At 48.9% G+C, this 24,862-nt stretch carries 23 protein-coding genes; 17 read left to right on the top strand and 6 right to left on the bottom strand.

What is annotated here, in order from left to right:
- Nucleotides 1-14: 14 nt before the first annotated feature.
- Nucleotides 15-761, top strand: a complete 747-nt coding sequence (gene yycI / locus L6H70_RS24535; RefSeq protein WP_236336807.1) for a two-component system regulatory protein YycI — start codon at nt 15-17, stop codon at nt 759-761.
- 14 nt (nt 762-775) lie between these two features.
- Nucleotides 776-1,582, top strand: coding sequence for an MBL fold metallo-hydrolase (locus L6H70_RS24530; RefSeq protein WP_236336806.1), 807 nt, complete (start codon nt 776-778; stop codon nt 1,580-1,582).
- On the opposite strand, the gene L6H70_RS24525 is transcribed toward L6H70_RS24530, so the two are convergent.
- The gene (locus L6H70_RS24525; RefSeq protein ID WP_054942617.1) at nt 1,551-1,757 is read right to left on the bottom strand and encodes a hypothetical protein; all 207 of its coding nucleotides are present in this window, start codon (nt 1,755-1,757) and stop codon (nt 1,551-1,553) included. The genes L6H70_RS24530 and L6H70_RS24525 overlap by 32 nt on opposite strands.
- A 378-nt stretch (nt 1,758-2,135) precedes the next feature.
- On the opposite strand from L6H70_RS24525, the gene L6H70_RS24520 reads away from it, so the two are divergent.
- The 7 genes from L6H70_RS24520 (at nt 2,136) to cydC (ending at nt 10,594) form a co-directional block, all read left to right on the top strand.
- Complete coding sequence (locus L6H70_RS24520; RefSeq protein WP_236336860.1) at nt 2,136-3,386, top strand: S1C family serine protease; 1,251 nt, start codon at nt 2,136-2,138, stop codon at nt 3,384-3,386.
- A gap of 386 nt (nt 3,387-3,772) precedes the next feature.
- Nucleotides 3,773-3,973 carry a cold-shock protein gene (locus tag L6H70_RS24515; RefSeq protein WP_039878010.1) on the top strand — a complete coding sequence of 67 codons (201 nt, stop codon included), beginning with the start codon at nt 3,773-3,775 and terminating at the stop codon, nt 3,971-3,973.
- 204 nt (nt 3,974-4,177) lie between these two features.
- The gene (locus L6H70_RS24510) at nt 4,178-4,408 is read left to right on the top strand and encodes a cold-shock protein (RefSeq protein ID WP_054942614.1); all 231 of its coding nucleotides are present in this window, start codon (nt 4,178-4,180) and stop codon (nt 4,406-4,408) included.
- A gap of 223 nt (nt 4,409-4,631) precedes the next feature.
- A complete protein-coding gene (locus L6H70_RS24505; RefSeq protein WP_236336804.1) occupies nt 4,632-6,038 on the top strand; it encodes a cytochrome ubiquinol oxidase subunit I in 1,407 nt (468 codons plus the stop codon).
- Nucleotides 6,025-7,041, top strand: coding sequence for a cytochrome d ubiquinol oxidase subunit II (cydB, locus tag L6H70_RS24500; protein WP_236336803.1), 1,017 nt, complete (start codon nt 6,025-6,027; stop codon nt 7,039-7,041). Before L6H70_RS24505 ends, cydB begins: the two co-directional genes overlap by 14 nt.
- Nucleotides 7,041-8,798 (top strand): thiol reductant ABC exporter subunit CydD, encoded by a 1,758-nt coding sequence (cydD, locus tag L6H70_RS24495; protein ID WP_236336801.1) that lies wholly within the window; start codon nt 7,041-7,043, stop codon nt 8,796-8,798. Before cydB ends, cydD begins: the two co-directional genes overlap by 1 nt.
- Nucleotides 8,795-10,594: a thiol reductant ABC exporter subunit CydC gene (gene cydC / locus L6H70_RS24490; protein ID WP_236336799.1), complete on the top strand. Its 1,800-nt coding sequence runs from the start codon at nt 8,795-8,797 to the stop codon at nt 10,592-10,594. Before cydD ends, cydC begins: the two co-directional genes overlap by 4 nt.
- Before the next feature lie 91 nt (nt 10,595-10,685).
- Here cydC and L6H70_RS24485 read toward each other — a convergent pair whose 3' ends face one another.
- Nucleotides 10,686-12,023 carry a DUF2252 domain-containing protein gene (locus L6H70_RS24485; protein WP_236336797.1) on the bottom strand — a complete coding sequence of 446 codons (1,338 nt, stop codon included), beginning with the start codon at nt 12,021-12,023 and terminating at the stop codon, nt 10,686-10,688.
- A gap of 101 nt (nt 12,024-12,124) precedes the next feature.
- Here L6H70_RS24485 and L6H70_RS24480 point away from each other — a divergent pair, with 101 nt between their 5' ends.
- The gene (locus tag L6H70_RS24480) at nt 12,125-13,903 is read left to right on the top strand and encodes a M3 family oligoendopeptidase (protein WP_236336796.1); all 1,779 of its coding nucleotides are present in this window, start codon (nt 12,125-12,127) and stop codon (nt 13,901-13,903) included.
- 103 nt (nt 13,904-14,006) lie between these two features.
- A complete protein-coding gene (locus tag L6H70_RS24475) occupies nt 14,007-14,174 on the top strand; it encodes a CxxH/CxxC protein (protein ID WP_082452016.1) in 168 nt (55 codons plus the stop codon).
- 75 nt (nt 14,175-14,249) lie between these two features.
- On the opposite strand, the gene L6H70_RS24470 is transcribed toward L6H70_RS24475, so the two are convergent.
- Nucleotides 14,250-15,674 carry an MFS transporter gene (locus L6H70_RS24470; RefSeq protein WP_236336795.1) on the bottom strand — a complete coding sequence of 475 codons (1,425 nt, stop codon included), beginning with the start codon at nt 15,672-15,674 and terminating at the stop codon, nt 14,250-14,252.
- A gap of 151 nt (nt 15,675-15,825) precedes the next feature.
- Here L6H70_RS24470 and L6H70_RS24465 point away from each other — a divergent pair, with 151 nt between their 5' ends.
- Nucleotides 15,826-16,176, top strand: coding sequence for an ArsR/SmtB family transcription factor (locus L6H70_RS24465; protein WP_236336794.1), 351 nt, complete (start codon nt 15,826-15,828; stop codon nt 16,174-16,176).
- A 302-nt stretch (nt 16,177-16,478) separates the two neighbouring features.
- Nucleotides 16,479-16,958: a 23S rRNA (pseudouridine(1915)-N(3))-methyltransferase RlmH gene (gene rlmH, locus L6H70_RS24460; RefSeq protein WP_236336793.1), complete on the top strand. Its 480-nt coding sequence runs from the start codon at nt 16,479-16,481 to the stop codon at nt 16,956-16,958.
- Between the two features lie 110 nt (nt 16,959-17,068).
- On the opposite strand, the gene L6H70_RS24455 is transcribed toward rlmH, so the two are convergent.
- Nucleotides 17,069-18,181: a sensor histidine kinase gene (locus tag L6H70_RS24455; RefSeq protein ID WP_236336792.1), complete on the bottom strand. Its 1,113-nt coding sequence runs from the start codon at nt 18,179-18,181 to the stop codon at nt 17,069-17,071.
- A 450-nt stretch (nt 18,182-18,631) separates the two neighbouring features.
- On the opposite strand from L6H70_RS24455, the gene L6H70_RS24450 reads away from it, so the two are divergent.
- Together L6H70_RS24450 and L6H70_RS24445 are read left to right on the top strand one after the other, a co-directional pair.
- Nucleotides 18,632-19,099: a GyrI-like domain-containing protein gene (locus tag L6H70_RS24450; RefSeq protein WP_236336791.1), complete on the top strand. Its 468-nt coding sequence runs from the start codon at nt 18,632-18,634 to the stop codon at nt 19,097-19,099.
- A gap of 583 nt (nt 19,100-19,682) precedes the next feature.
- Nucleotides 19,683-20,600 carry an NAD(P)-dependent alcohol dehydrogenase gene (locus tag L6H70_RS24445; protein WP_236336790.1) on the top strand — a complete coding sequence of 306 codons (918 nt, stop codon included), beginning with the start codon at nt 19,683-19,685 and terminating at the stop codon, nt 20,598-20,600.
- 195 nt (nt 20,601-20,795) lie between these two features.
- Here the strand turns inward: L6H70_RS24445 and L6H70_RS28765 are convergent, their stop codons facing one another.
- Both L6H70_RS28765 and L6H70_RS24435 read right to left on the bottom strand, forming a co-directional pair.
- Nucleotides 20,796-21,899: an S-layer homology domain-containing protein gene (locus L6H70_RS28765; protein ID WP_279306793.1), complete on the bottom strand. Its 1,104-nt coding sequence runs from the start codon at nt 21,897-21,899 to the stop codon at nt 20,796-20,798.
- A gap of 306 nt (nt 21,900-22,205) precedes the next feature.
- A complete protein-coding gene (locus L6H70_RS24435; RefSeq protein ID WP_236336789.1) occupies nt 22,206-22,676 on the bottom strand; it encodes a pyridoxamine 5'-phosphate oxidase family protein in 471 nt (156 codons plus the stop codon).
- 408 nt (nt 22,677-23,084) lie between these two features.
- On the opposite strand from L6H70_RS24435, the gene L6H70_RS24430 reads away from it, so the two are divergent.
- Both L6H70_RS24430 and L6H70_RS24425 read left to right on the top strand, forming a co-directional pair.
- Complete coding sequence (locus tag L6H70_RS24430; RefSeq protein ID WP_236336787.1) at nt 23,085-24,131, top strand: nucleotidyltransferase domain-containing protein; 1,047 nt, start codon at nt 23,085-23,087, stop codon at nt 24,129-24,131.
- Between the two features lie 278 nt (nt 24,132-24,409).
- The gene (locus L6H70_RS24425; RefSeq protein WP_236336785.1) at nt 24,410-24,862 is read left to right on the top strand and encodes a hypothetical protein; all 453 of its coding nucleotides are present in this window, start codon (nt 24,410-24,412) and stop codon (nt 24,860-24,862) included.

Here is a 24,862-nt window from a genome sequence, read left to right as displayed (position 1 = left end):
TGAGGAGGGAAAGTATGGACTGGGGAAAAGCCAAAAACGTGCTGATATACGCTTTTCTGGTACTGAATCTGCTGCTGTGTTATCAGCTGTGGATGGATTTGCGGGATCAGGCCAGTGCCAACCTGGACTTTACTTCCCTCTCAGCAGAAACGCAGGCGGTTATGGAGCAGAAAGGGATTCGTGTGCTGTGCCCGATTCCGGCGGCTACTCCCCAGCTGCCAGATATCACTTACATTTACTCCGGAGAAGAGCAGAATGATCCGCCGGTTCCGCTGAAGGAGCCGATTGACAGCGGACTGATGTATTCCTCGTTCACAGAACTCAGCAATGAGCTTCAGGGGCAGATTACGGATATCGCCACTTACCGTTTTGATGCCCAGGAGAGTGAGGTCGGCAAGTTCGTGCTTCATCCGCTGGTGGATAACAAATACTCCTTATTCCAGGTCAGGCTGGAGCTGATTAACAACAATCAGAAGATCGTAGCCTACCGGTGGCCGAAGATTGAGATTGGCGCCAGCAGCAGCGAGGTCAAGGATGTGCAGAAGGTGCTTCCGGCGTCACAGGCACTCAGCAGTCTGATTGAAAAGTATTTTCCGGCAGACTCGGTAGTGAAGGAGATTGAACTCGGCTATTACGGGGAATTGTTCAACTCCGAAAGTCAGGTGGCTTCGCCCATGTGGCGGTTTATGCTGGAGAACGGCAACGCTTATTACGTGGATGCCATAAGTGCGGACATTATCAGTCCGAAGACAACAGAGTAGAAGGAGCAGGAGAGATGGGAATTTCATTTACAGTGCTGTCCAGCGGTTCTACCGGTAATGTGACAGTAGTGCGAAACGGGGAAACAACGCTGATGATTGACGCTGGCCTCAGTGCCAAGCGGATCGATGAGCTGCTGGCTATGCGCGAGCTGACAGGTAAGGATATAGACGGCATTCTGGTTACACATGAGCATTCCGACCACATTAAGGGACTTGGGGCCATGGCGCGCAAATATGATCTTCCGATCTACGCCAACACCAATACCTGGGGGGCGATAGAGAAAGGGATTGGCACGATTCCCGAGCATAACCGGATTATTATGGAGACCGGAGGGTTCCGAGACTTCGGCAGCCTGAGGGTAGAATCCTTTGCGATCTCTCATGATGCCGCTGAACCGGTAGGCTATAACTTTTATGACGGTAAAGAAAAGCTGTGCGTAGCGACAGATCTTGGCTATGTGAGCGATAAAGTAAGGGTGGCGCTTGAAGGCGCGGATGTTCTTGTGCTGGAAGCCAATCATGATATCGAGATGCTGAGAATGGGGCGTTACCCGTGGAACACGAAGCGGCGGATTCTTGGCGATATGGGCCATCTCTCGAATGAGGCAGCCGGAGCAGCACTTAGCGAGATTCTTACCGGACGGACCAAACGGACCTATCTGGCACACCTAAGCCGGGATCATAATATGATGGACCTGGCCAAAATGTCGGTTCGCGGAGCAATGGAGGATCGGGGATGTTTTTACAAAGATAGTGAGTTCAAATTATGCGATACCTATTACGACCAGCCTACGCCATGGGATAAGGTGAGCCAGTCATAAGCCGGTCTACTTCCGTTATTTTATGATCCAGCTCCTGGCGTGAGAAAACTCCCTTATCGATCAGCAGTTCAATCAGGGCGCTCTGGACAAGAATCAGATGATAGTGTTCGTCCTTTAGATCACCAAGTTTGCCTATAAATTGTACAAGGTCCATACTAGTGGAAAAAGATTCCATGTGATTTTCCTCCTTTTCGGCTGTAACTAACGGTTTACCTGTTAAAAATTTGCATGGATTTTGCAGCAGAAAAATCGTGGGCGGCGCCCCGGCGTGTGATACAATTATATTGAACGGATTAAGCGTTTGTCGTGAGCAGCACTTCTATTATTGTAGTCTTTTAAGTTGCAAAATATTCCTGAGACTTGCTTATTATTCTGATATGTTGCAAGAATCAAAAGACCCCTTGCGCTTACAACTCACACTATTGTGGTGAATGAATAAAGTGAAACCTTTTAGCACTTCCTGGAGTCTAAGAGATACAGCAATAAGCTCGGGCGTGGTTGCTTGGCGTTCAGGTCTTGAATGCAGTTAGCAATAGAGGGGAGAGATGTACCGGTGGGATTGTTCGATGATGATTTCTATTCAACCAAAGTGTCACGCCGCAAAAGTAGAGAGCAGGAGAATTCCAAGGTGTTCACCAGCCGGAAATGGACGGTGCACAAAACCCGGCGGAGCCTGGCAACGTGGCAGGTATCCGTTATCAGCTCTGTAGTCAGTGCGGTTGTTGCGGTTTTATTATTCAGTCTTGTTACTGGTCAGCTGACTGAAGAGAGCAGAGCCCAGACACTGGATGTGGGCCAGAAGGTAACCGCAAGCAGCGGAGATCCGTATGACCGGATTATTCAGGCTGCGGCACTGGTACGTCCTGCGGTTGTGAGCATCATTAACCATAAGGAAGATAATAAGGAACTCAATATTCTCGATGAGTCTGCACTCGGTTCGGGAGTTATCTATAAGAAAGACGATGATAAGGCCTTTATCATTACGAATAATCATGTTATTGAGGGTACGGGCAAGCTGGAAGTAGTAACGGTAGACGGTGTGACTCACAAAGCTACTCTGGTCGGAGCGGACAAGGTAACGGATATTGCTGTGCTGTCGATGGATGCCGAGGGTATTACGACCGTAGCCCAGATCGGTGATTCCTCCAAGCTGCGGCTTGGCGAGACGGTCATTGCGATTGGCAATCCGCTTGGTCTTGGGGACACCCTGACCTCGGGCATTGTGAGCTACACGGAGCGGACGATTCCGGTATCGCTGAATCAGGACGGTGTCTATGACTGGGAGCAGGAAGTAATCCAGACGGATGCAGCGATTAACGAAGGCAATAGCGGCGGCGCTCTTGTTGATCTGGACGGGAAGGTAATCGGGATCAATACGATGAAAATCTCCGATACCGGCGTAGAAGGACTCGGATTTGCCATTCCGGCTAACCATGTGATGGAGACGGCTGATGAGCTGGCGGCTAACGGCAAAATATCCCGTTCTTACTTGGGCGTCTATTCGGTAGATCTTAATAACCCCTATGTACCGCTTGCGGAGGATCAGGTTAAGGAATTGAATCTTCCGACATCTGTAAAAGACGGCGTAGTCGTACTCGATGCGGTGGGACCGGCACAGGCTGCAGGCCTTCAGTTCAACGACGTGATTACGAAGTTTAATGATCAGCCGATTACATCGACTCTTTCGCTGCGTAAATATCTGTATGAGCAGACCAAGATCGGTGACGAGCTGAAAATCACTTATTACCGCAATGGTGAAGTAAATCAGGTTACGGTGAAACTTCTTGAGAAACCGGAGGAATAAAAGCCGGATTAGCTGCATATAATGAAGAGGCAGTCATGATAAAGGAAGCGGCTTGGCCGTCCTAATAATTTTTTGGGGCGGCACCGTTTCAGCCTAAATTAAACTGGGTAATGGATAATACAAGGCGGAATTTTCCTTTATATGTAGACTGGCAGCCCTTACATTGGTAAGTACTCCTTATAAGGGAAAAAACGGAGAATTTCGGATAGTCCAGCTTGCCTTTGTTCCGCGGGTGTGGTAACATGAGAATAATCATACATTTGATACCTAATTTTCACATTGAAAAGGGCTGTCATTTGGAATAACAACCTTTTTCAATGTGTGAATTTTTTCTTTGTTTGAAGATAAAAAGAACATATTAATTTAAATTTGTGGAGGTAACACACATGCAAACAGGTACAGTTAAATGGTTCAACGCAGAAAAAGGATTCGGATTCATCGAAGTTGAAGGCGGAAGCGACGTATTCGTACACTTCTCCGCTATCACTGGCGAAGGATTCAAAACTTTGGACGAAGGCCAACGCGTTGAATTCAACGTTGTTCAAGGCAACCGTGGACCACAAGCCGAAAACGTTGTAAAACTGTAATAATAGAAGCACCGTCCCCGCTTTTGTAAGTTGGGACGGTCTTTTTTTATAAAGATCAGACCGAACTTCACCATCGCAAATACAGCCTGATCTTAGCAGAAGAATAACGCTAACGAAGGATTTGTCAGCACCCTGTAAGAGCATCGTTAGATGCTTTTTTACTTGTTTCTCAGGCATGTGACATAAAGGAAGGGAGGAACGGCAATGAACTACCGGAAGAAGCCTATGGAGGAAGTACCGGAAGAAAATACCGCAATTTGGGCCTGTACCAATGATGGTTGCAATGGATGGATGAGGGACAATTTCGCATTTGAACATGCGCCTTCTTGCCGTCTCTGTCATGCCCCAATGGTCCGCAGTATGAAGATGCTGCCGCAACTGCTTAATTCCAACGGCGATCTAAAATCATTGAAGAAGGGTATTTCCATTACCTGACCAATGCCTTTATGAGTCAAGCTTAATATAGAACGATGAACAAATCCAAGACGGTGAAACCGTCTTATTTTTTTTGCTTTCTGGGTGCAATATTGTGATATTTGTCACAAATTTATTGAATTTGAGCGCCAAACGAGGTGTATAATGTGATTATTGTCACACTGTGATGCTTAAATTTTTGACAGAATAGATGTAATGAATGGGGAGAAGGAAGGGGAGAAATATGGATACAGTAATGCTGTCGCGTATACAATTTGCGTCGACGACGATCTTTCATTATTTCTTTGTACCGGTGTCGATTGGTCTGGCACTGCTGATTGCGATTATGGAAACGATGTACGTCAGAAAAGGCAATGAAGAGTACAAAAGAATGGCGCAGTTCTGGGGGAAGCTTTTCCTGATTAACTTCGCAGTGGGTGTAGTAACAGGAATTCTGCAGGAGTTCCAGTTCGGAATGAACTGGTCGGACTATTCACGCTTTGTCGGTGATGTGTTCGGAGCACCGCTGGCGATTGAAGCGCTGCTGGCCTTCTTCCTGGAATCTACATTTATCGGATTATGGATTTTTGGCTGGGACAAGGTTTCCAAGAAGATTCATCTGCTGGCAATCTGGATGGTGGCTCTGGGAACTACACTGTCGGCGTTCTGGATTCTCACAGCGAACTCTTTCATGCAGCACCCTGTCGGCTTTGCAATGAATAACGGCCGGGCTGAGATGAATGATTTCCTGGCGCTGATTACAAATGGACAATTACTGGTTGAATTACCGCATACCCTGCTCGCCGCCTATGCAACGGGCGCGTTCCTGGTGACCGGTATCAGTGCATATAAAATGCTGAAGAAGCAGGATGTGGCTTTCTTCAGAAGATCGTTCGAAATTGCGGCGATTGTCGGTATCGTCTCTTCGGTGGGTGTAGCCGTTGCTGGACATGCTCAGGCACAGTACCTGGTGAAAACACAGCCAATGAAAATGGCTGCTTCTGAAGGACTCTGGGAAGACAGTGGAGACCCGGGGGCATGGACGGTCACTGCTTTTATCGATCCTGTAAATAAAGTGAATTCCGGGGAAATCAAAATTCCTTACCTGCTGAGTTTCCTCTCCTACAGTGAATTCTCAGGCAGCGTCAAAGGGATGAATACCCTGCAGGCTGAATATGAACAACAGTATGGTCCCGGGAATTATATCCCGCCTGTGCGCACAACGTTCTGGAGCTTCCGGATCATGGTTGTTGCAGGCTCGCTCATGGTCGTACTTGGCCTGTATGCGATGTATCTGATGTGGCGTAAAAAGATGGAACGTCCGAATACCTGGTTTATGCGGTTCATGTTCTGGGGGCTCCTGCTTCCGCCAATCGCTAATACTGCAGGCTGGATTATGACAGAAATCGGACGTCAGCCTTGGACCGTATTTGGCCTAATGACGACAGAAGACAGTGTATCACCTAACGTTTCAGCGGGTTCGATCCTGTTCTCGGTAATTACTTTTAACGCTATTTATGCAATATTGGGTATTGTTATGATCGGTTTGTTTGTCAAAGTCATCAAAAAAGGCCCTTATCACATGGATCACGATCACGGTGAATCACATGATCCGTATAGCAAGGAGGGAACAACGCATGCTTTCTCTTAATGAATTATGGTTTGTACTGATTGCGGTCTTATTTATCGGATTCTTCTTTCTGGAAGGCTTTGACTTCGGCGTAGGAATGGAAACACAGATCCTGGCCAAGAATGATACGGAGCGCCGGGTGTTGATCAATTCGATCGGACCTTTCTGGGATGCCAACGAGGTATGGCTGCTGACAGGGGCAGGGGCGATGTTCGCCGCCTTCCCGAACTGGTATGCCACGCTGTTCAGCGGATTCTATATTCCGTTCGTCTTCGCCCTGCTGGCGCTGATTGCCCGCGGTGTTGCCTTTGAATTCAGAGGCAAACGCGATTCGCTGGCCTGGAAAAGAACCTGGGACGCCTGCATTTTCTTCGGCAGCTTCCTGCCGCCTTTCCTGCTTGCCGTTGTATTCGCCAGCTTCATCAAAGGGCTGCCGATTGACGGGGATATGCAGATGTATGCCGGATTCTTCGATATCGTTAATGGTTATACAGTAGTAGCCGGACTCACGGTAGTCATGCTCTGCCTGGTCCACGGGCTTATGTTCACTACGCTGCGCACGGTTGGCGATCTGCAGGTACGGGCACGCAAGCTGGCCCAGAAGCTGCTGATTCCGCTGGCTGCATTGCTCCTTGCTTTTGTAATCATGACTTACTTCATGACAGATGTATTTGAACAACGCGGAGCCCTGCTGCTGGTGCTGGTAATTCTGGGGATTGCCGCTTATGTACTGTCCGGTTATTTCATGAGCATTAAGAAAGACGGATGGGCTTTCGGCATGACGGGAGCGGTAATGGCTCTGTCGGTGCTTTCGGTCTTCGTCGGATTGTTCCCGCGGGTTATGATCAGCTCGATTGATTCGGCGTTCAACTTGACGATTACGAATGCTGCATCCGGACATTACTCACTGAAGGTTATGACCATTGTGGCGCTGTCACTGCTGCCGTTCGTGCTCGGCTATCAGATTTGGAGTTATTTCATCTTCCATAAACGGGTTCACGAGAAGGAGCATCTTGAATACTAATGGATAAAAATTTGCTTGGGTACAAAGGAGTTAAGCCGGTCTTTCTGATCGTAGGCTTCCTTACCCTGGTGCAAAGCCTGTCCATACTGCTGCTGGCGAAATCGCTGGCAGAGGTAGTCTCTGCGCTGTTTGCGGGAGAACCGCTGAAGGAACAAGGGGCGACTATGCTCTTGTTCCTTCTTGCGTTTCTTGTGCGCCATGCCAGTGCAATGCTGATGAGCCGGGTTTCTTACCGTTTTGCGGAGAATACCGGCAGCAGTATGCGGAGACAAATGATGGACAAGTTGTTCGAGCTGGGGCCAAGGCTGGCAGGTGACCGGGGAACGGGGACACTGGTTACCATTGTACTTGAAGGTGTAACCAAGTTCCGTACGTACCTTGAACTGATCATTCCGCGGATGGTGGGCATGGGCGTTACGCCGTGGCTGCTGCTCGTGTATATCTATACGCTGGATACATCAAGCGGGGTCATTCTGACCTTAACGATGCCGATCATCATTGTCTTTATGATTCTGATCGGGATGACGGCCCGCAAGCAGATGGACCGCCAGCTGAAATCGTACCGGACGTTGTCCAACCACTTTGTGGATTCGCTGCGGGGGCTGGAGACGCTGAAGTTTCTTGGACGCAGCCGCAGTCATAGCGGGAGCATTGCTGCTGTCAGCGACCGGTACCGCTCAGCTACGATGCGTACGCTGCGTGTAGCTTTTCTGTCTTCGTTTGCGATGGACTTCTTCACGATGCTGTCTGTTGCGTCCGTCGCTGTAAGCCTCGGCCTGCGGCTGGTTAATGAGGAGATGACGCTGGTCACCGGGCTGACGATTCTGATTCTGGCACCTGAATATTTCCTGCCGGTTAGGCTGGTTGGTGCTGACTTCCATGCGACCCTGGACGGCAAAGAAGCCGGAGAAGCGATGAAGGATATCATCGACCGGGAAACCGTAAAGGCCGTGGCACTTGAGGCTGACGGTAATAAGGCTGTTCAGCAGCTTCAGTCAGGGGCGTTCAGCTGGAAGCCGGACAGTGTGCTGAGACTTGAGCAGATAGGTGTCCAGTATGAGGCGGATGGCATATCTTCGCTGGCAGAAGTGAGCCTGGAAGTGACAGGCGCCGTGAAGATTGGGATTATCGGGGAGAGCGGGGCCGGCAAATCGACACTGGTCGATATTTTGGGCGGCTTCCTGCACCCTACCTCCGGCAGTATCGTCATTAACGGGAACCGGGTCAGTGCGCTGACCGATGAGGAATGGCGCAGACAGACTGCGTATATTCCGCAGCAGCCGTATATTTTCAGCGGAACGCTGGCCGATAATGTACGGTTCTATTATCCGGAGGCATCTATGGAAGACGTTGCTGCGGTAGTGGAGGCGGCTGGTTTATCGAAGCTGGTCTCATCCCTTCCGAACGGACTCGATGAAATGATTGGCGGCGGAGGACGCTCCCTCAGCGGCGGACAGGAACAGCGTGTTGCGCTGGCCCGGGCACTGCTGAGCAGCCGTCCGGTGATGCTGCTCGATGAGCCGACGGCCCATCTTGATATTGAGACTGAATATGAGCTTAAGGAAACGATGCTTCCGCTGTTTGAGGGGAAACTGGTGTTCCTGGCGACCCACCGGCTGCACTGGATGATCGACATGGATCTGGTTGTCGTAATGCAGCAGGGTCAGGTGGCCGAGACCGGTACGCACCACGAGCTGATCGAGCGCAAGGGTGCCTATTATGAGCTTATTCAAAGTCAACTGGAGGGAATCCATTGAAACGTGAAGGATGGTTTGCTCCCTATGCCTCTGCTTATTTCTGGCGGTTTCTGCTGATCATTGCCCTGGGGGCGCTGACGATCTTCTCGGCCTCGTCCCTGATGTACACCTCGGGCTTCCTGATCTCCAAAGCCTCCATACCGCCGGAAAATATTCTAATGATCTATGTGCCGATTGTCGGCGTGCGCACCTTCGGGACAAGCCGCGCTGTGATCCACTATGTGGAGCGGCTGGTAGGCCATGATACAATTCTGCGGATTCTCTCGAAGATGCGTATCCGGCTGTACAACATTCTGGAGCCGCAGGCGCTCTTCCTGTCTTCGCGCTTCCGTACCGGAGATATTCTCGGGATGCTGGCGGACGACATTGAGTATCTGCAAAATGTATATTTGCGTACTGTATTTCCGAGTATCATCGCACTGCTGATTTATGCGGCAGCGGTGATTTCACTCGGTACGTTCGATTTGGCTTTTGCCCTCTTAATGGGGCTATATATGCTGGTGCTGGTAGTCGTGCTGCCGTTAATCTCGCTGATGCTGACGCAAAGCCGCCAGCGGCAGGTGAAGCAGGAGCGCAACCGGCTCTACCAGAAGCTGACCGATGCCGTGCTCGGGATGGGCGACTGGATGATTAGCGGACGGCAGGCGCAGTTCGTGGCAACCTATGAGGCGGACGAGGCAAAAGTCGCCCGCACCGACGGGGCGCTGCGCAGCTGGTCGCGCCTGCGTATGTTCATCGGCCAGGCCGTTGTCGGACTTGGCGTGCTGTCGATGCTCTACTGGGCGGCAGGACAATTTGCAGACGGCGCCATTGCCGGGACGCTGATTGCTGCGTTCGTGCTGGTAGTGTTCCCTGTAGCAGATGCTTTCCTGCCGGTCTCCGAGGCCGTCGAGAAAATTCCGCAGTACCGCAATTCCCTGGAACGCTTGAACGGTGTAGAAGAGGCGAAGGATGCTGTGCCCCATGCAGCGGCAGAAGCCAAGAGTGCGGAAGCTGCGGCTCTGGCCGCCGCTGCCGTAAAGAAGATTCAAACATCCGGTCAGACTCATATCGAACTGAAGTCTGCAGGATACCGCTATGCAGCGGGGGATGACTGGTCGATCCAGAATCTGACCCTCGACATTCCGCAGGGCCGTAAGATTGCAGTCATCGGCCGCAGCGGAGCCGGCAAATCCACGCTGCTGAAGGTCGTGCAGGGCGTGATCACGCCAACTGTCGGCTCGGCAACGATTAATGGAGTGGACGCAGCCGCTTACGGTGAGCGAATTCCGCAGCTCATTGCTGTGCTGAATCAGAGCCCGCATCTGTTCGACACTACGGTGGCGAACAACATCCGGCTCGGGGACCCGGAAGCCTCGGAGGAAGCGGTCAAGCAGGCGGCAGCCCTGGCGAAGCTGGATACGCTGATCTCTTCGCTGCCCGAAGGCTACAACACTCCGGTACGCGAGGCCGGGCAGCGCTTCTCTGGCGGTGAACGCCAGCGGATGGCCCTGGCCCGGATTCTGCTGCAGAATACGCCGGTGGTTGTGCTCGATGAGCCGACGGTAGGCCTGGACCCGCGCACGGAGCGCGAGCTACTGGCTACCATGTTCGAGGCGATGGCAGGCAAGACGCTGATCTGGGTCACACATCATCTGGTAGGCGCAGAACAAATGGATGAAGTGATTTTTATGGAGAATGGCCAGGTAGAAATGCGCGGCACCCATGCCGAGCTAATGGACAGGGAACCGCGCTACCGCAAGCTGTATGAGCTGGACCGGCCAAGTGCGTTTATGAGTGCAGCCCCCGGGGAATGAATATAGAACACCAAAAAGCTCTTTCTGTCCGGTTGTGGACAGAGAGAGCTTTTTTAATTATAAGAATCTATATGCTTTATGTTTCTTCCTGTTATAGACCGTACCGTTCCACTACCCAATCTTTAAACATAGCGTAATCCTTCTCTACCTGTCCGGCATAACTGTAAGCCCACTCTGCAATGTACCGGGCAAAGGCATCAGGATCCGGGCCCATGGCTTTGGAAATCTCCTGCTCGCTATGATAGTTGAGGATTCCCTTATCGACGTCGGCATCAGCGCGGGCATGCATTTTGGCGGTCAGACTGCCCATCACCTCCAGCACCCGGATCAATTCCCCGGAGTCTGTGATATCCTCCAGCTTGAGTCTTTTTTTGTACGGGGAACGCTCCCTGACATAGAAGTCCCGGCCGCCCAGCGTCAGGAAGCCAAGGTAGGGATCAGCTTTGTGGTGCATGGCCTGCTGGGTAGCGGACACCCGTTTGCCCTGATGGGTAAAGGATTGCCAGAACGACTCCGAATACGGCATGAAATAGGCGGGAACCGGGGCGCGGACCTCTTTTACCTCCAGTACGGTATCATCCTCGCCAGCCTGCTCTAAACCGCCCTCAATTAGAATATAATAGCGGTCCAGCCCAATAGATGCCGTTCCCGAACCGCGTTTGACCGCAATGTCCTTGATCCGGAAATGCTCCTCATTCAGGCTGCGTGTGACCACCGTCTGGGTATAGAAGCTCCAGGCTTGTTCAAGCTCGGCCTGCTCGGCAGCACCGGGAATCAGCAGCTCGGAGGTCTCCAGGAACACCCGGCTGCTCTGCATTTGGGCGGTAACCTTCTCCAGAAAGTGACTCTGCCGGCGTTTTTCCAGCTTGCGGAGCAGCTTCTTCACCGGCCCTTTGGCGGTATCCTCATTGATGACGAAGTTAGCGGGATTGTCTTTGCCTTGGGCGAAGCGGCGGATTTGCCGGGAATAGGCTGCTGCGTAGCTCTCAACCGACTTGTGCTGCTCTGCTTCGCTATAGCCAAGCTGCCTGCCGACAAGGGCAATACTGACCGCCATGCGCAGCAGATCGTAGAGATAAGAGCCGACATACCCTTCGTCAAAATCATTCACATCATAGACGATATCCCCGTCTTCACTGCGGAAGGCACCGAAATTCTCGAAATGCAGATCCCCTTGAATCCAGGTAGGACGGGCAGGCGAGCTATGGTAAGGGAAGTACTGCCTGGTCGTATCAAAATAGAATAAATAGGCGCTCCCGCGGTAGAACGAAAAGGCGCTTTGCGCCATTTTGCCGTATTTCTCTGACCGGTTGACCGGGCTTAAGGCCATAATGCCGCCGTCGAACTCATCAAAAATCGAAATTAGCAGATCTCTGCGCAGCTTTGAGCGTGTGCGGATGACCCCTTCAGTAATGGACTGATTGACCATGAGCGTGCTCCTTTCCGGTTAGTATGATTATATCTATTATTTCCATGGACCTCCAAATTTGCAAGCGTGATATAATTGAAGAGTTAAGGAGAGGGTTAAAAATGCAGTTAATATGGCAATTGGACACGATCTATCCTTCCTTTCAGTCGGAGCCGTTTCAGCAGGACCGCAGGCTTGTAGAGACACTTGCCGGGGAGCTGGGTACTTGGGCAGCCGTACATTTACATAATGGACAAGATGCCGCAGGAGTGATGGAGCAGTTCCTTAGACAATATAATGCTTACAAAAGCATCTATCTCCGCTTGTTCAGCTTCGCCGAATTAAGCTTCAGCGCCGACAGCAGTAATACGGAAGCGATGAATCTGATGGACGAGCTGGAGGAGGTCACCCTTGGCGCAGGAGAAGCCTTAGTAAGCTTCAGCAAATGGCTGGCCAGAATCCATCCGGATATGCTGGAGACCAGTATCGCTTCCAATGCCTATCTTGAACAGCACAGCTTCTATCTGCGTGAGCTGCAGGGCAAATCGCAGCATTTGCTGAGTGAGGAAGGCGAAGCCGTGATTGCCCGGATGCAGGCTACCGGCTCGAAAGCTTGGGAACGCCTGTATATGCGGACGTTGTCCACCTTGCGGACAGATGTGGAGCTGGACGGCAAAATGCGGAGCTTGTCGCTGGCTGAGCTGCGGAATCTCGTCTATGACCCAGATGCTGCGGTACGGAAGGCGGCGGCAGAAGCCGAGCATCAAGCCTGCCGCAGTGTAGCGGAACAAAGTGCAGCATGTATCAATGCCGTAAGTGGTGAGGCAGCGGCGGTCTATGAATTGAGAGGCTACGCTTCACCGCTGCATAAAGTGCTGGCCGCTTCGCGGATGGATCAGGAGACACTGCAAGTAATGCTGCAGGCGATCCGGGAGAGTCTGCCAGTATTTCACCGGTATTATGCCAAAAAAGCCGAACTGCTGGCTTATCCCGGGCAGCTGCCGTTTTATGATGTGTTTGCGCCAATAGGGAGGGAGTCTCCGGCTAACCTCTCCTATACCGAAGCCCAAGCGATGATTATTAAAGGCTTCAGCAGGTTTAGCAGCGAGCTTGGCGGATTCGCCCGCAAGGTGTTCGAACAGCGCTGGATCGATGCCGAGCCGCGGAGCGGCAAAGGGAATTTCGGCATGTGTGTTGATATTTTCCCGATCGGGGAGAGCCGGATGATCACGAGCTTTAACGGCAATTATATAGATGTGAGCGTGCTGGCCCATGAGATCGGACATGCCTACCACAGCAGCCGCCTTGCCGGGCAAAGTATGGTCAACACGGAATATCCGGTGCCGATTGCGGAGACGGCGTCGATTTTTTGCGAGAGTCTGATAGGCTATGAACTGCTGCAGTCTGCGCCCGCCGGGGAAGCGGAGGCCATTCTGGAACGGGGACTGTCGGATGCCGGGTACTATATTGTAGATTTCTATGCCCGGTATTGTTTTGAGAGCAAGCTATATGCCCGCAGGAAGTCCGGACCTCTCTCCGTGGAGGAGCTGAATGACCTGATGCTGGAGTCTATGCATGGCGCCTATGGCGACAGTGTACTGCCGGATTCGATTCATCCGTACCAGTGGATCAGCAAGGCCGGGTATTACATGTCAGGCAATGAATTCCTGAACTTCCCGTATTCCTTCGGGCTTTTGTTCTCCAAGGGGCTCTTTGCAGAGTACAAGAAGCGGGGAGCAGACTTCGTAAGCCGCTATGAGCAGTTCCTCTCGGCAACCAGTACCCGGTGTATCGCAGATGCCGCGAAGCTGATGGACATTGATGTACATTCCTTGGCGTTCTGGCAGGATGCGCTCATGCTGATTGCCGGGGATATAGAGAAGTTTACGGGACGGGAATAAAGCTGGATTTTTACGCTGCGGAAGGTTCCTTTTTACGGGGAAGTGTGGTAGAACAGTAGTAGAAGTATACACCGCAGCGGCACAGAAAGGGATGCTTGATTGAATGTACGTAGTGTGTAAGGAACACGTAGAGCTGGCTATCGACAAATTTGTGGACGAGTACGAGGATGCACCGGATGTTGTGGATCTGAAGGAGACCGAGTTCTCGGACTGGGACCCGCCGGCGAAATGTGCGGAATGTGAGAAGAATGCTGAATATCTGGTAGTCTAAAGGACTGCTGTAACTTAAAAACACCCTGCAGCCGTGAGAGCGGTCTGCAGGGTGTTTTGGTGTATTTGTGATATTTTAGGCATCTGCTGCATCCGCAATATCGGCGAGCGAGCTGCTGCGGTTACTGCGGTTGCTGCCGCGCCGGTAGGCAACGGCTGAGATAATGGCAATCAGAGCGGCAATTGACAGCCCCCAGTAGATGTTGGAGTAAGCCGTAGAGAGCGGCAGCCCGCGCTGCCATTCCAGGGCGCTGGCGGCCATCGCCACGCTGAACGCTCCACTGAAGAATTGCAGCAGCTGGAACAGCCCCATGCCGGATCCAATCTGTGATGAAGGCAGAATCCGCGAGATTTCATTCGATACGCTGCTGGACAGCACGGTAAAGGACAGACTCATAATCATGTAGACCAGCATGACGGCAATCCAGGACTGTCCGGCGAAGAAGGCGAACAGCACGGTTGCCGCCAGCACCAGCAGCGGTGCGAAGCGTAAGATGCCGGCATTGCCGTAGCGGTCGATGATACGTCCCACGGTGCGGGAGACGAAGATCGCCAGCAGTGAGCCGGGGAAAATCACCAGCCCGGCATGGCTGGCGCTGAAGCCGAAGCGGTGGGTCAGAATCTGCGGCAGCAGGAACAACGTAGCGAAGCTGCACAGGTAGGAGGCGATCCCGACCAGCGCCAGCACGAGATACGAGCGGTTGCGGAACAGCGCCGGCATCACGAACGGATCTGGTGTGCTGCGGATGCGGCCTACGAATAAGGCAATCGCGGCCATGCCGGCGATCAGGGCAACCCACAGTCCGCTGGTCAGGAACAGCAGCAGGCCTGTGGTGCCGACACCGAGGAATACTCCGCCAAGCACATCAAACGAGCCGCGGGCAGGCACTTCTCTGGGCAGCAGGATCAGGAACAATGGCACCAGCAGCAGAATCGCTGCCGTAACTGCGAACAGCCAGTGCCAGCCGAGATACTCGACAATGGAACCGCCCGCGACCGGGCCAAGACCCAGTCCCAGCGAGACGGCGGACATGATGGTCGCCATCGCTTTGCCGCGGCGGGCCTGCGGGACATAACGGGTGAACAGGACAAGCGACAGAGACATGACGGCCCCTGCACCTGACGCCTGGAGAATGCGCACGATAAGCAGGAAGATAAAGTTAGTGCTGAAAAAGCCGGCCACAGCCGCAAGCCCCAGCGTAAGCAGGCCGATGATCAGCAGCCACCGGATCGGCAGGAAATCTGACAGCCGGCTGTACGTGATCGAAGCGATCGAGAACATAATGGAGTACCCGGTCACAATCCAGGAGGCGGATGCAGCTGTGATCCCGAAGGTCTCGGTTACATCAGGCAGCGCCAGATTGAACATGGCCGTATTCATAATGACAAGTACTACAGCGACACTGAACAGCAGGGTCAGCAGCCCTTCGCGTGGAAGAGTGGCTTCCACAGCAGCGTTTGAATTGCCTGCATGATCCTCAGAGGTATGTAATGAGCTCATGTGATTGCCACTCCTTTATTTCTAATGTTTAATAGTTCGATTACTTACGAACAATTGAAATATAGCATGCACTGATGTAAAATGCAATTAGGAAGATGCAAAATTACAAAGAAATTTAAGTACTCATCTGTATTTCAAAGGAGTCTTTTTTATGAAGCTGCTTCATCATCCGGACCGCAAGGACCTCCAGCTGGCATCAGTGCTGTATGCGCTTAGCGATCCGATCCGTTTATATGTGGTGTCAGAAATCCGCAAGCATGGCGAGCAGGCCTGCAACAGCTTTAAAGTGCCGATTGCCAAATCCACGATGTCCCATCATGCCCGGACGCTGCGCGAAGCGGGCGTAGTCTATACACGGGCACAGGGCACCCAGCGTATTATGTCGCTGCGCACCGATGACCTGAACGAACGTTTTCCCGGCCTGCTGGATTCCGTCCTACAGGCCTATGACTCCTCAGAGCAGCCCGAGCTGTTCACGGAGCAGGAGGAAGGGCTGGAATAGCCTGACCGTAGGAAGAGTGGAACGGGCTAGAACACAACGGGAAGAACAAGAACCCTTAGAAGGGCTGAAATAGCAGAGGGAACAAGTCAACAAGGACAGCTGAAATAAGGCGGGTTCCGGTTTATTTTTACCCGGAAATATGGTAAACATAAGAGGATATCATTAAGCGGAAGGACGTAATGGATACGTCCTTTTGCTGTTTTTATAGAGGAACAACGAAGGCCGGGCAGAGGACATGCACATGGGTACGGACACTCCCAGCGGCACGATGTTTATATAGGGTTATCCCACAGGAGGAAGATATGTTAATTCAAATCATCGGCGTAGGCAAATTGAAGGAAAAATATTTGGTGAGCGGCATCGCGGAGTACGCCAAGCGATTGACCCCCTACCTCAAGTTCCAGATGATTGAGGTGGCGGATGAGAAGGCCCCGGACAATCTCAGCGACGCTGAGGTTGTCCAGGTGAAGGTACGCGAGGGCGAGCGTATCCTCGCGCACATCAAGAGCGAAGCGCATGTCATTGCGCTCGCGATCGACGGCAAGCTCTGGAGCTCCGAGGAGCTTGCCACTGAAATCGACCGGCTCGGCACCTACGGGACGAGCCATGTCGTCTTCGTCATCGGAGGCAGCCATGGCCTCTCCGATGACGTCATGCGCCGCGCCCAGCAGCGCATGAGCTTCGGCCGCATGACGCTGCCCCATCAGCTCATGCGGCTGGTGCTGGTGGAGCAGATTTATCGGGCGGTGAAGATAAATCGCGGGGAACCGTATCACAAGTGAAGCGAAATATATTCTTACCACGCAGAGGGTTTGAGTGAGGCTACTTGTGAAAACCGCCTCACAACACCGCCTGTGAAAATATGATTATGTAATTGATTAAGAATAGATGGTCACCCTGGCACACGAAAAATGATCTCAAATGTTGTCTCTTTAGGGTTGGATGCAAATGTGATATCGCCTAAATTTCTAGTCATGATCTGTTTGCAAATGGATAGCCCAAGCCCTGTACCATGCTTTTTACTTGTTACAAAGGGCTCAAACAATTTATATTGAATGGCTTCTGGAATTTGGGGACCATTATTCGCGATCGACACGACATACATGTCTCTTATTCTTTGGCTCTTAACGATTAACGTTCTATTTTGTTCGATTTCTGAAAGGGCATCAATGCTATTGTTAATAATGTTGGAGACGACTTGCTGAATGGAAGTTTTTTGTAAACTGAGTAGAATATCTTCTTCGATATTTAATTGAAAGATAATGTTGTGATCAATTAGCCTTGGTGTAACCATGCCGATGACGGAATGAACTAAGGAATTTATTGAAATGATTTCAAAAGATTCTTCAAAGGCACCCTTTTTAGAAAAACTTAGAAATCCTGTGATTTGCATTTGTATGTTCTGAAATTCTTTTTCTATTATATCTAGATAGGAAATCGTGGTGCTTGTTATATTATCTCGTCTTATTAACTTTAAGAAACCTAAAATCGTGGTCAAAGGATTTCTAATTTCATGGGCCATGCTAGCAGCCATTTTCCCGACAACTGTTAATCTTGCCTCGTGAAGTTCAGCCAATGTTTTTTCTTGCTTTTCCAATAGTTCATTCGTAAATTTAGAGTAATGGATTACAAAACATCTTTCGAATTCAAAGACTCTCTGGAGTATTATTCGAATCAACTTGATTGGGATGGTTTTGCCGTGCTCATGCTGTTCAACGAAAAACAAGAGGGTGTCTGTCCATAACTGATTGAATAAGATGATGTGGTCAACGGGGATTTTTTGTTGAAAGCATTGTTCACTGAGCGTGGGAATACTGGCGAAATGCGTATGACTCTCCACAGGGATTTCGATATCAAGCATGAACTGAAACAAGTTATAGGTTTCTCTCATAATAAATTCATGATCATAAAAGCCAGGATAATGTTGGGATAAACGATCAAACCATCTATGGATTATGATTTCTTTATGGTTTTGCAGGATCTCAAGAAATTGAATCTCGGTCATATAAATTCTCCCCGGTAGCCGATGAAGTTTTTTATAAGAGTAAGTCTTAAATACTACTGGATGAATATATCGTAAAACATGCCATGTGTAAAGGAAAGTGTATATTTATTCATTTTATTTGGAAAATAAAGATACGTGGAACCGTACAACAAGTAGCGGCAAGTTTTTTTGAAAAACCCGCTCAACAAGCTGTTACGAGCTTATTGAGGCGAAGGGGCCAACTCGAAAAAGATGCTAATGGATGGTCGTGTCGAGTTCCGGCTCAATGCCGGAGACATTGTGTCGATCCTTCATGCAGATTCGATTGATCACGGTTTGCAGGAGTGTCTTATGCGTTTTGGGAGGCGCGTTCTTAAGTAGTTGGCTTGTGATCCATATCATTTCCTGATTCATCCAATTCCCCTAATCTCTTGGGTAAGAAACTACATTTATCCTTGGAGGTAAGTGAAATTGGAGAGAATCCGTGTGATCGAGATTCCACCGCTAAAAGTTGTTAATTCGGGAAACCTATCGGCTATGGAGGATTTCGAAGCGTTCGACCAATGGTGGTCATCCATCAATGTCAGGCATTACATTACACCCCGTGACTTTATGTGGTATAACGACAAGCAACGGTATTTGGAATGGTTTTTTGCGCTACCGGAAGGACATGAAGATACAGGTGGATACGAGGTTGTTGATTTTCCTGGGGGATTGTATGCGGTTGCGGCTTCAAAGGACGCAGAGGAAGAAGCGATTGAGGAAACGAAAGCATCTATTCGTTCATGGGTAGAGGCAAGCGGTTGCTTCGAACTATCAACAAACGAGAATGATCCAGCAGAGCGATACGTTATGACCCATGTCACTACACCCAAGATATTCAAAGAGAAAATGGGCTATCATCTATCAGATATATTCGTGCCGATTATTGCAAAGTAAGCCTCGAGAATAACCGGTACCTATTTATACTTTGCGGATAATGCTAGTTCAATATTTCAAACATGAAGTGTTTCTTAAAAAAAGGCGAATTCTCATTCATTGTTGAATGGAAATTCGCCTTTATTCATTTTCGGACGTTCACAAAAAGAGTCAGATGATGATCGGATATTTGTATAATAAAGTTGACTTCATGTATAGTTTAGTATACATTATGTTTAGTATACTTTACTATAGGCGATGTCATACATGACTTATCAAGAAAAAAAGTATCCCAATGAAGTGTTGGATTCAAAAGTAACCTTTCATTACTGGGGGGCCTTCGTTCGCATCGGTTTGTTCGCCTTCCGAAATTCATTCGCTATGTTTATCAGTGGCTTCCTTTTGGCTATGGGCTCATTGGTTATAGACCAGCCTTTGAAGGTGATGTTCATCGTCCTAATCGTCTCCGGATTTGTTTCAGACATAACCGGTTCAATTTCGAGAATATATTACTACAGGAGAGGAGTCTAAGATGGGTGGAAGAGGTATTCTTTTACGGAGAAAACTCAGAGGAGCAATGAGGAAATTAGATAGGGGGTAAAGGATGAGAGCAATTGTATATGCCAAATACGGATCGCCCGATGTCCTTCATCTGAAGGAGCTAGAGAAACCTACACCGAAGGATAATGAGATACTGGTCAAAATATATGCGGCAACGGTAACAGCGGGGGACTGGCGCATGCGAAAGGCCGACCCATTCCTAGCAAGACTGTACAATGGTCTCTTAAGGCCCAAAAAAGTAACGATATTGGGGTTTGAGTTAGCCGGGGAAGTTGAAGCCGCAGGCAAAGATGTAACACGATTTAAGATCGGTGATCAAGTATTTGCGTCTTGTGGTTTTGGCTTCGGTGCATATGCCGAGTACAAATGTTTGCCTGAAGATGGATTGGTGGCCATCAAACCGGTCAATGTGAGCTACGAGGAGGCTGCCGCTGTTCCCATCGGAGGAATAACCGCGTTGAACTTTCTAAGGAAGGGAAATATCGCGAGCGGAATGAAGGTCCTTATTTATGGTGCCTCTGGAAGTGTGGGGACTTATGCGGTGCAGCTTGCCAAATATTACGGGGCAGATGTAACAGGGGTATGCAGTACTGCCAATCTTGAAATGGTAAGATCTATAGGAGCCGATCGAGTCATAGATTATACGAAACAGGATTTCATGGCGCTTGAAGAAAGCTATGATCTAATCTTTGATGCCGTTGGGAAAATGATATCCAAAATCAAAGAATCGACATTCAAAAAGGCACTGCGTAGTAACGGTAAATATGTGAGTGTGCATATGTCACAAAAGCCTCGCGTTGAAGACCTTATCTTCCTACAAGAACAACTTGAAGCCGGTACTATTAAACCAGTTATCGATAGACGCTATTCGTTGGAACAAGTTCCTGATGCCCATCGTTATGTCGAACAAAAACATAAGAAGGGGAATGTCGTCATTACTGTACGTGAAACTTGCCGTTAGTGACAGTGCGGTCAACCGTATCATAAGTAGGACGAAATTTTGCCGTAGCTACTCAAGGAAGTGGAGAGGATTTTGCTACCCCTACGGAGGATAGTTAAGCAGATAAATGCAGCAAATAGCGGCGAGAGGGAAGCTATCCCTTTCGCCGCTATTTTTCTACGTTAAGTCATTACGCTAATCCTGTTAGCTCTGCAATTATGTTGGGTTAACTACAGAGTCAACAATGCTTTGAATTTCATCTTTGCTAAAAGAAACCGGAGTTGAAGATGGGTTTTGGGTTCCCTCAGAAGCCAACTCAAGTGCGGCCAAGACTGCTTCTAAGTTATCGGCGGTTACTCCGGTTATTCCTGCAGCGGCAAATATTGTTTCGTCAGGCGCTTCGACATTTGGCTGGCCATAGTAAGCATTAATTAATTCCAACGCGGCTTGTGGAGTCATTGCTGTTGGTGTTGGTGTTGGTGTTGGTGTTGGTATTTCTGTTGGTGATGGTATTTGTGTTGGTGATGGTATTTGTGTTGGTGATGGGTTTTGTGTTGGTGATGGGTTTTGTGTCGGTGATGGTATTTGTGTTGGTGATGGGTTTTGTGTTGGTGATGGTGTTGGCGTTGGCGTTGGCGTTGGCGTTGGCGTTGGCGTTGGCGTTGCCTGTGCAGCCTGGATCTCACTGTATTTGGCCTTACCTTCATAAGCTCCAAGAACGAGTAGATCGCGCGTCGCGTTTGATGCACCACCGAAGGTTCCATCCGCGCCATTGCTCAACAACTTCTGCTCTAGGGCCAGCTCGACATATCCTTTGGCCCAGTCGGAGACGGTTTCATCGTCCACGCCTGGTGTGTTCTGCGCTTTTTCTTTTTGACCCAGTCCCTTGATCAGGAATGCGGCTAACTGCTCCTTGGTGACCTTCCCGGCTGGGTCAAATACGCCCTCGCCGTAGCCGTCCGTAATGCCGGCCTTCTTGACAGCCTCAATATACGGAAGTGCGTAGCCGCTTGCAGGATCATCGGAAGTGACGTCCGTGAAGGTGGAGGTCTTCAGATTGGTATCAACCTCCAGATTGAAGATCAACGCAGCGACCTTAGCAAATTGGGCGCGGTTCATCTCATCCTTGACCCCGAAGGTGTCCTCCGAGATGCCACTAAACACGCCTGCCGAAATCAGTGAGTCGAACTTGGCCTTCGTCGCTTCGTCCAGATCCTTTAGATCAGAGAAGTCTGCCGATGTCTTAGCACTCGCATAAACCGCACTGCCAGACATGCACATTAATAAGACCAAAAATGAAACAAACCATTTCTTTCTCAAAAAAAATCCTCCTTCTTAGATACTACCGTATGGATTAATCATCAAAGCACCTACAGATCTATACTAAAATAATTATTGGCAGAATTCTATAAAAATTAATTTAAAACTTTCTATAACTTTGAAAGCATAGGTCCCTTGCATCTGCGACACAGCATAAATTTCGCCCGACAGATACTACGCAGAACCCCACCATAAATAACGACCAAAAAAGGGAGCGTGTTGGACACTCCCCTTGAGCTAATATTGTCTGTTATCAAATTCCACCGACAGCAGCCTGATATACACAATATAAACCACATAGACCCCTTAACTTACGGTCTTATGGACAAAATCAATCTCATTTCTGATCCCTTTATGGGCGTCATTCCATAGGCCTTTTATCAGACGAATGCGCAGCAGGCATGTATTAGGGTCCTCGTCGTTATTGGCTTCGTAGTACCAGTCGGCGAATATGGTGCGCAGCTTTGTCATCATCTCCGCGTTTTTCTCGTCACATACCCAGCCCAGGTTCTCACCGATACCATCGGCCGTAAAGTTCTCGACGATGATACAAACGGCGACTTCGGGGTTCTGGGCGATCTGCTGCATCTTGCCTGAGGTCGCGTATGTGACGGTGTAGAACGCGCCGTCCTCATAATAGGCGTCTACAATGCGGGCGGCGGGACGGCTTTTGCCATGGGCCCCCGGTTCCAGCGCGATAGTGGACAGGGTGATCAGTCCGTCCTTATTACCCACTTGTTCTTCCAGCAGCTTCATGGCTTCGTCGTACTTGCTCATTAAATTACCTCCTAAAGTGTCATAAGGCATTTATCATTAAGCTTATCATTGTAAAATTTTGGTGAATGTGAAGAATATTACGATAAAATATTAAATCGCTATCAGCGATGCTCGTGTGGGCTGGCTACGTGGAGTTAGGGGAAATCATAAAGATGCGACCGAAGGACGGCCTTAGAGTAATGAGGCTGTCTTTTTTTGCAGGACACTTGACTTTGGTCAGACCTAAGGTGTACTGATGAGATATATTCCAAGCCTCAACTGTAGGAGTATCGTTATAAAAAGCGAAATTACGATTAGTGATCTTGCTAAGCTGATGAACGTGTCGGTCTATCAAAATCCGTTATTTTGAAGAGAAGGGTCTTCGGCAGTTCATTCTTGGGAATGTACCGAACTAGGAGGGGAAAATGAATGGATGAGACAATTAAACTAAAGCTATATGAAAAAAATGAGAGATTAATCAATATGGTTATTGAACGGGCAAAAAGGGATTTCCCTAATGATATTGCAGTTATCGGGCTTGTGGGTTCTTTTACTACGAATGAGTATCATGAAAAAAGCGACCTGGACTTCATTATCGTTAACTATACAGATGATGGTTGGAAAATAGCTACGTCCTTTATATTTGACGATGTGGGATACGATATCTATTGTTCATCGTGGGAAAGAATCTCTACGTTGACACACTTACAGGTATTATACTGTGCAAAACCAGAGTACATGGACAAGATTAATCATTTATTGGGAAAAAAACGTGAGGAACTCTCTGAGCCGATTGGGGAAAATTGTATTAATAGAGCTAAAAAGTATATCGATATAGCCAAGCAGAAGTATAGCGATTTAGTTTTAGCAGAAAATATTGGTGAAGCGAAGTATGCCTCTGGTGAAATGTTACATAACCTTTGCGAAGGGATTATGAATATAAACAACGTATGTATTGTAAAGGGACTTCAAAAGCTTTTTGAAGAATTACTTAAACTTCAATATTTACCTTTAGATTTTGAAAATAACTACATATCTTTAATTGAAGCAAAATCTATCAATGAAATACAAAGTGCAGCATTTGTATTATTAAAAAGTGTTGTTAATCTATATAGCAAAATACGTGAAGAATTAATTGCAAAGCCAACACCAACATTCGAGAATTTACGGGGAACTTATGAGGAATTGTGGTGTAATTACAGAAACAAGACTTTGCGTAGTACTTCCCTGAATGATAAGTCTTATACATTTCTGATTGCAAGAGGAGCACAAAACTATTTAGATGAAATGACAGAAACCCGCGGAACCAGGAAAATTGATATTATGCAATATTATGACGCAGATAATCTTGAACAGTATAAAGGAGAATTTTTGAAGGCAATGGATGAGTATTTATATGAGTATGAAAAAGTCGGAAGAAATGTAGAGAAATACGATACTTTTGAAGAGCTATATAAAGCTTTTATGAAAATTTAACTAATAACACTGAACTGACTCAAATGTCTAAGCAAGACTTGGCCCGCTCCACTTCCTGTTGATTGCTGGAAGCCCTATACAGTGCCGAGGTTTCGCTCCTCATGTTGTGCGTTAAACCAATCAGGAGGTCGTTTTTTTGTTGCAATTTTGCAATGTGCTGGCACTATACAGGGGTTAATTAAGCCTGATATGCTATACTGAAACAGAACAAAAAACTTACATATATTAACTAAAATATAGAGTCATAGCAGTGAAGAGAACAACGAAGGAGGATTTAGATGGAGATAAAACTTGCTAAATTGGTAAGCGGGCCGTTTATTGGCCATCTAGGCACATGTAACGCAGAAGGGCGAATGTCCAGCGACATATTTTGCAGTGCTGCGCTACATGAGAATCCGGATCGACTCGTCATACATATAGGAGATGCTGCACTTATGGATGTGCGGCGAAATATTGCTGAAAACAACTATGGAGCGGCTATCATTGTAGATGTGCTGACCTACGAAGCCATTCAGATCAAGGGGCCCTTGACGTTTCGACCCGCGATAGAGGAAGAACGTCTGCTTAATCGTATAAGGGTAAAGACCTTAGTTGATTTAGGATACCCGGAAAGTCTGGAGACGATGTCAAGCGAATTGCTCACCGCAATAGAATTAACGATTCAAGAAGTATATAGGCAAACGCCAGGCGTTGGGGCAGGGGAAACCATACTTAACCTGAAGGGAGATTAA

This window comes from Paenibacillus auburnensis (assembly GCF_927798115.1).
Taxonomy (GTDB): Bacteria; Bacillota; Bacilli; order Paenibacillales; family Paenibacillaceae; genus Paenibacillus_AQ; species Paenibacillus_AQ auburnensis.
Note: the sequence above shows the minus strand (reverse complement) of the source record. Positions and strands in the feature narration are given on the sequence as shown.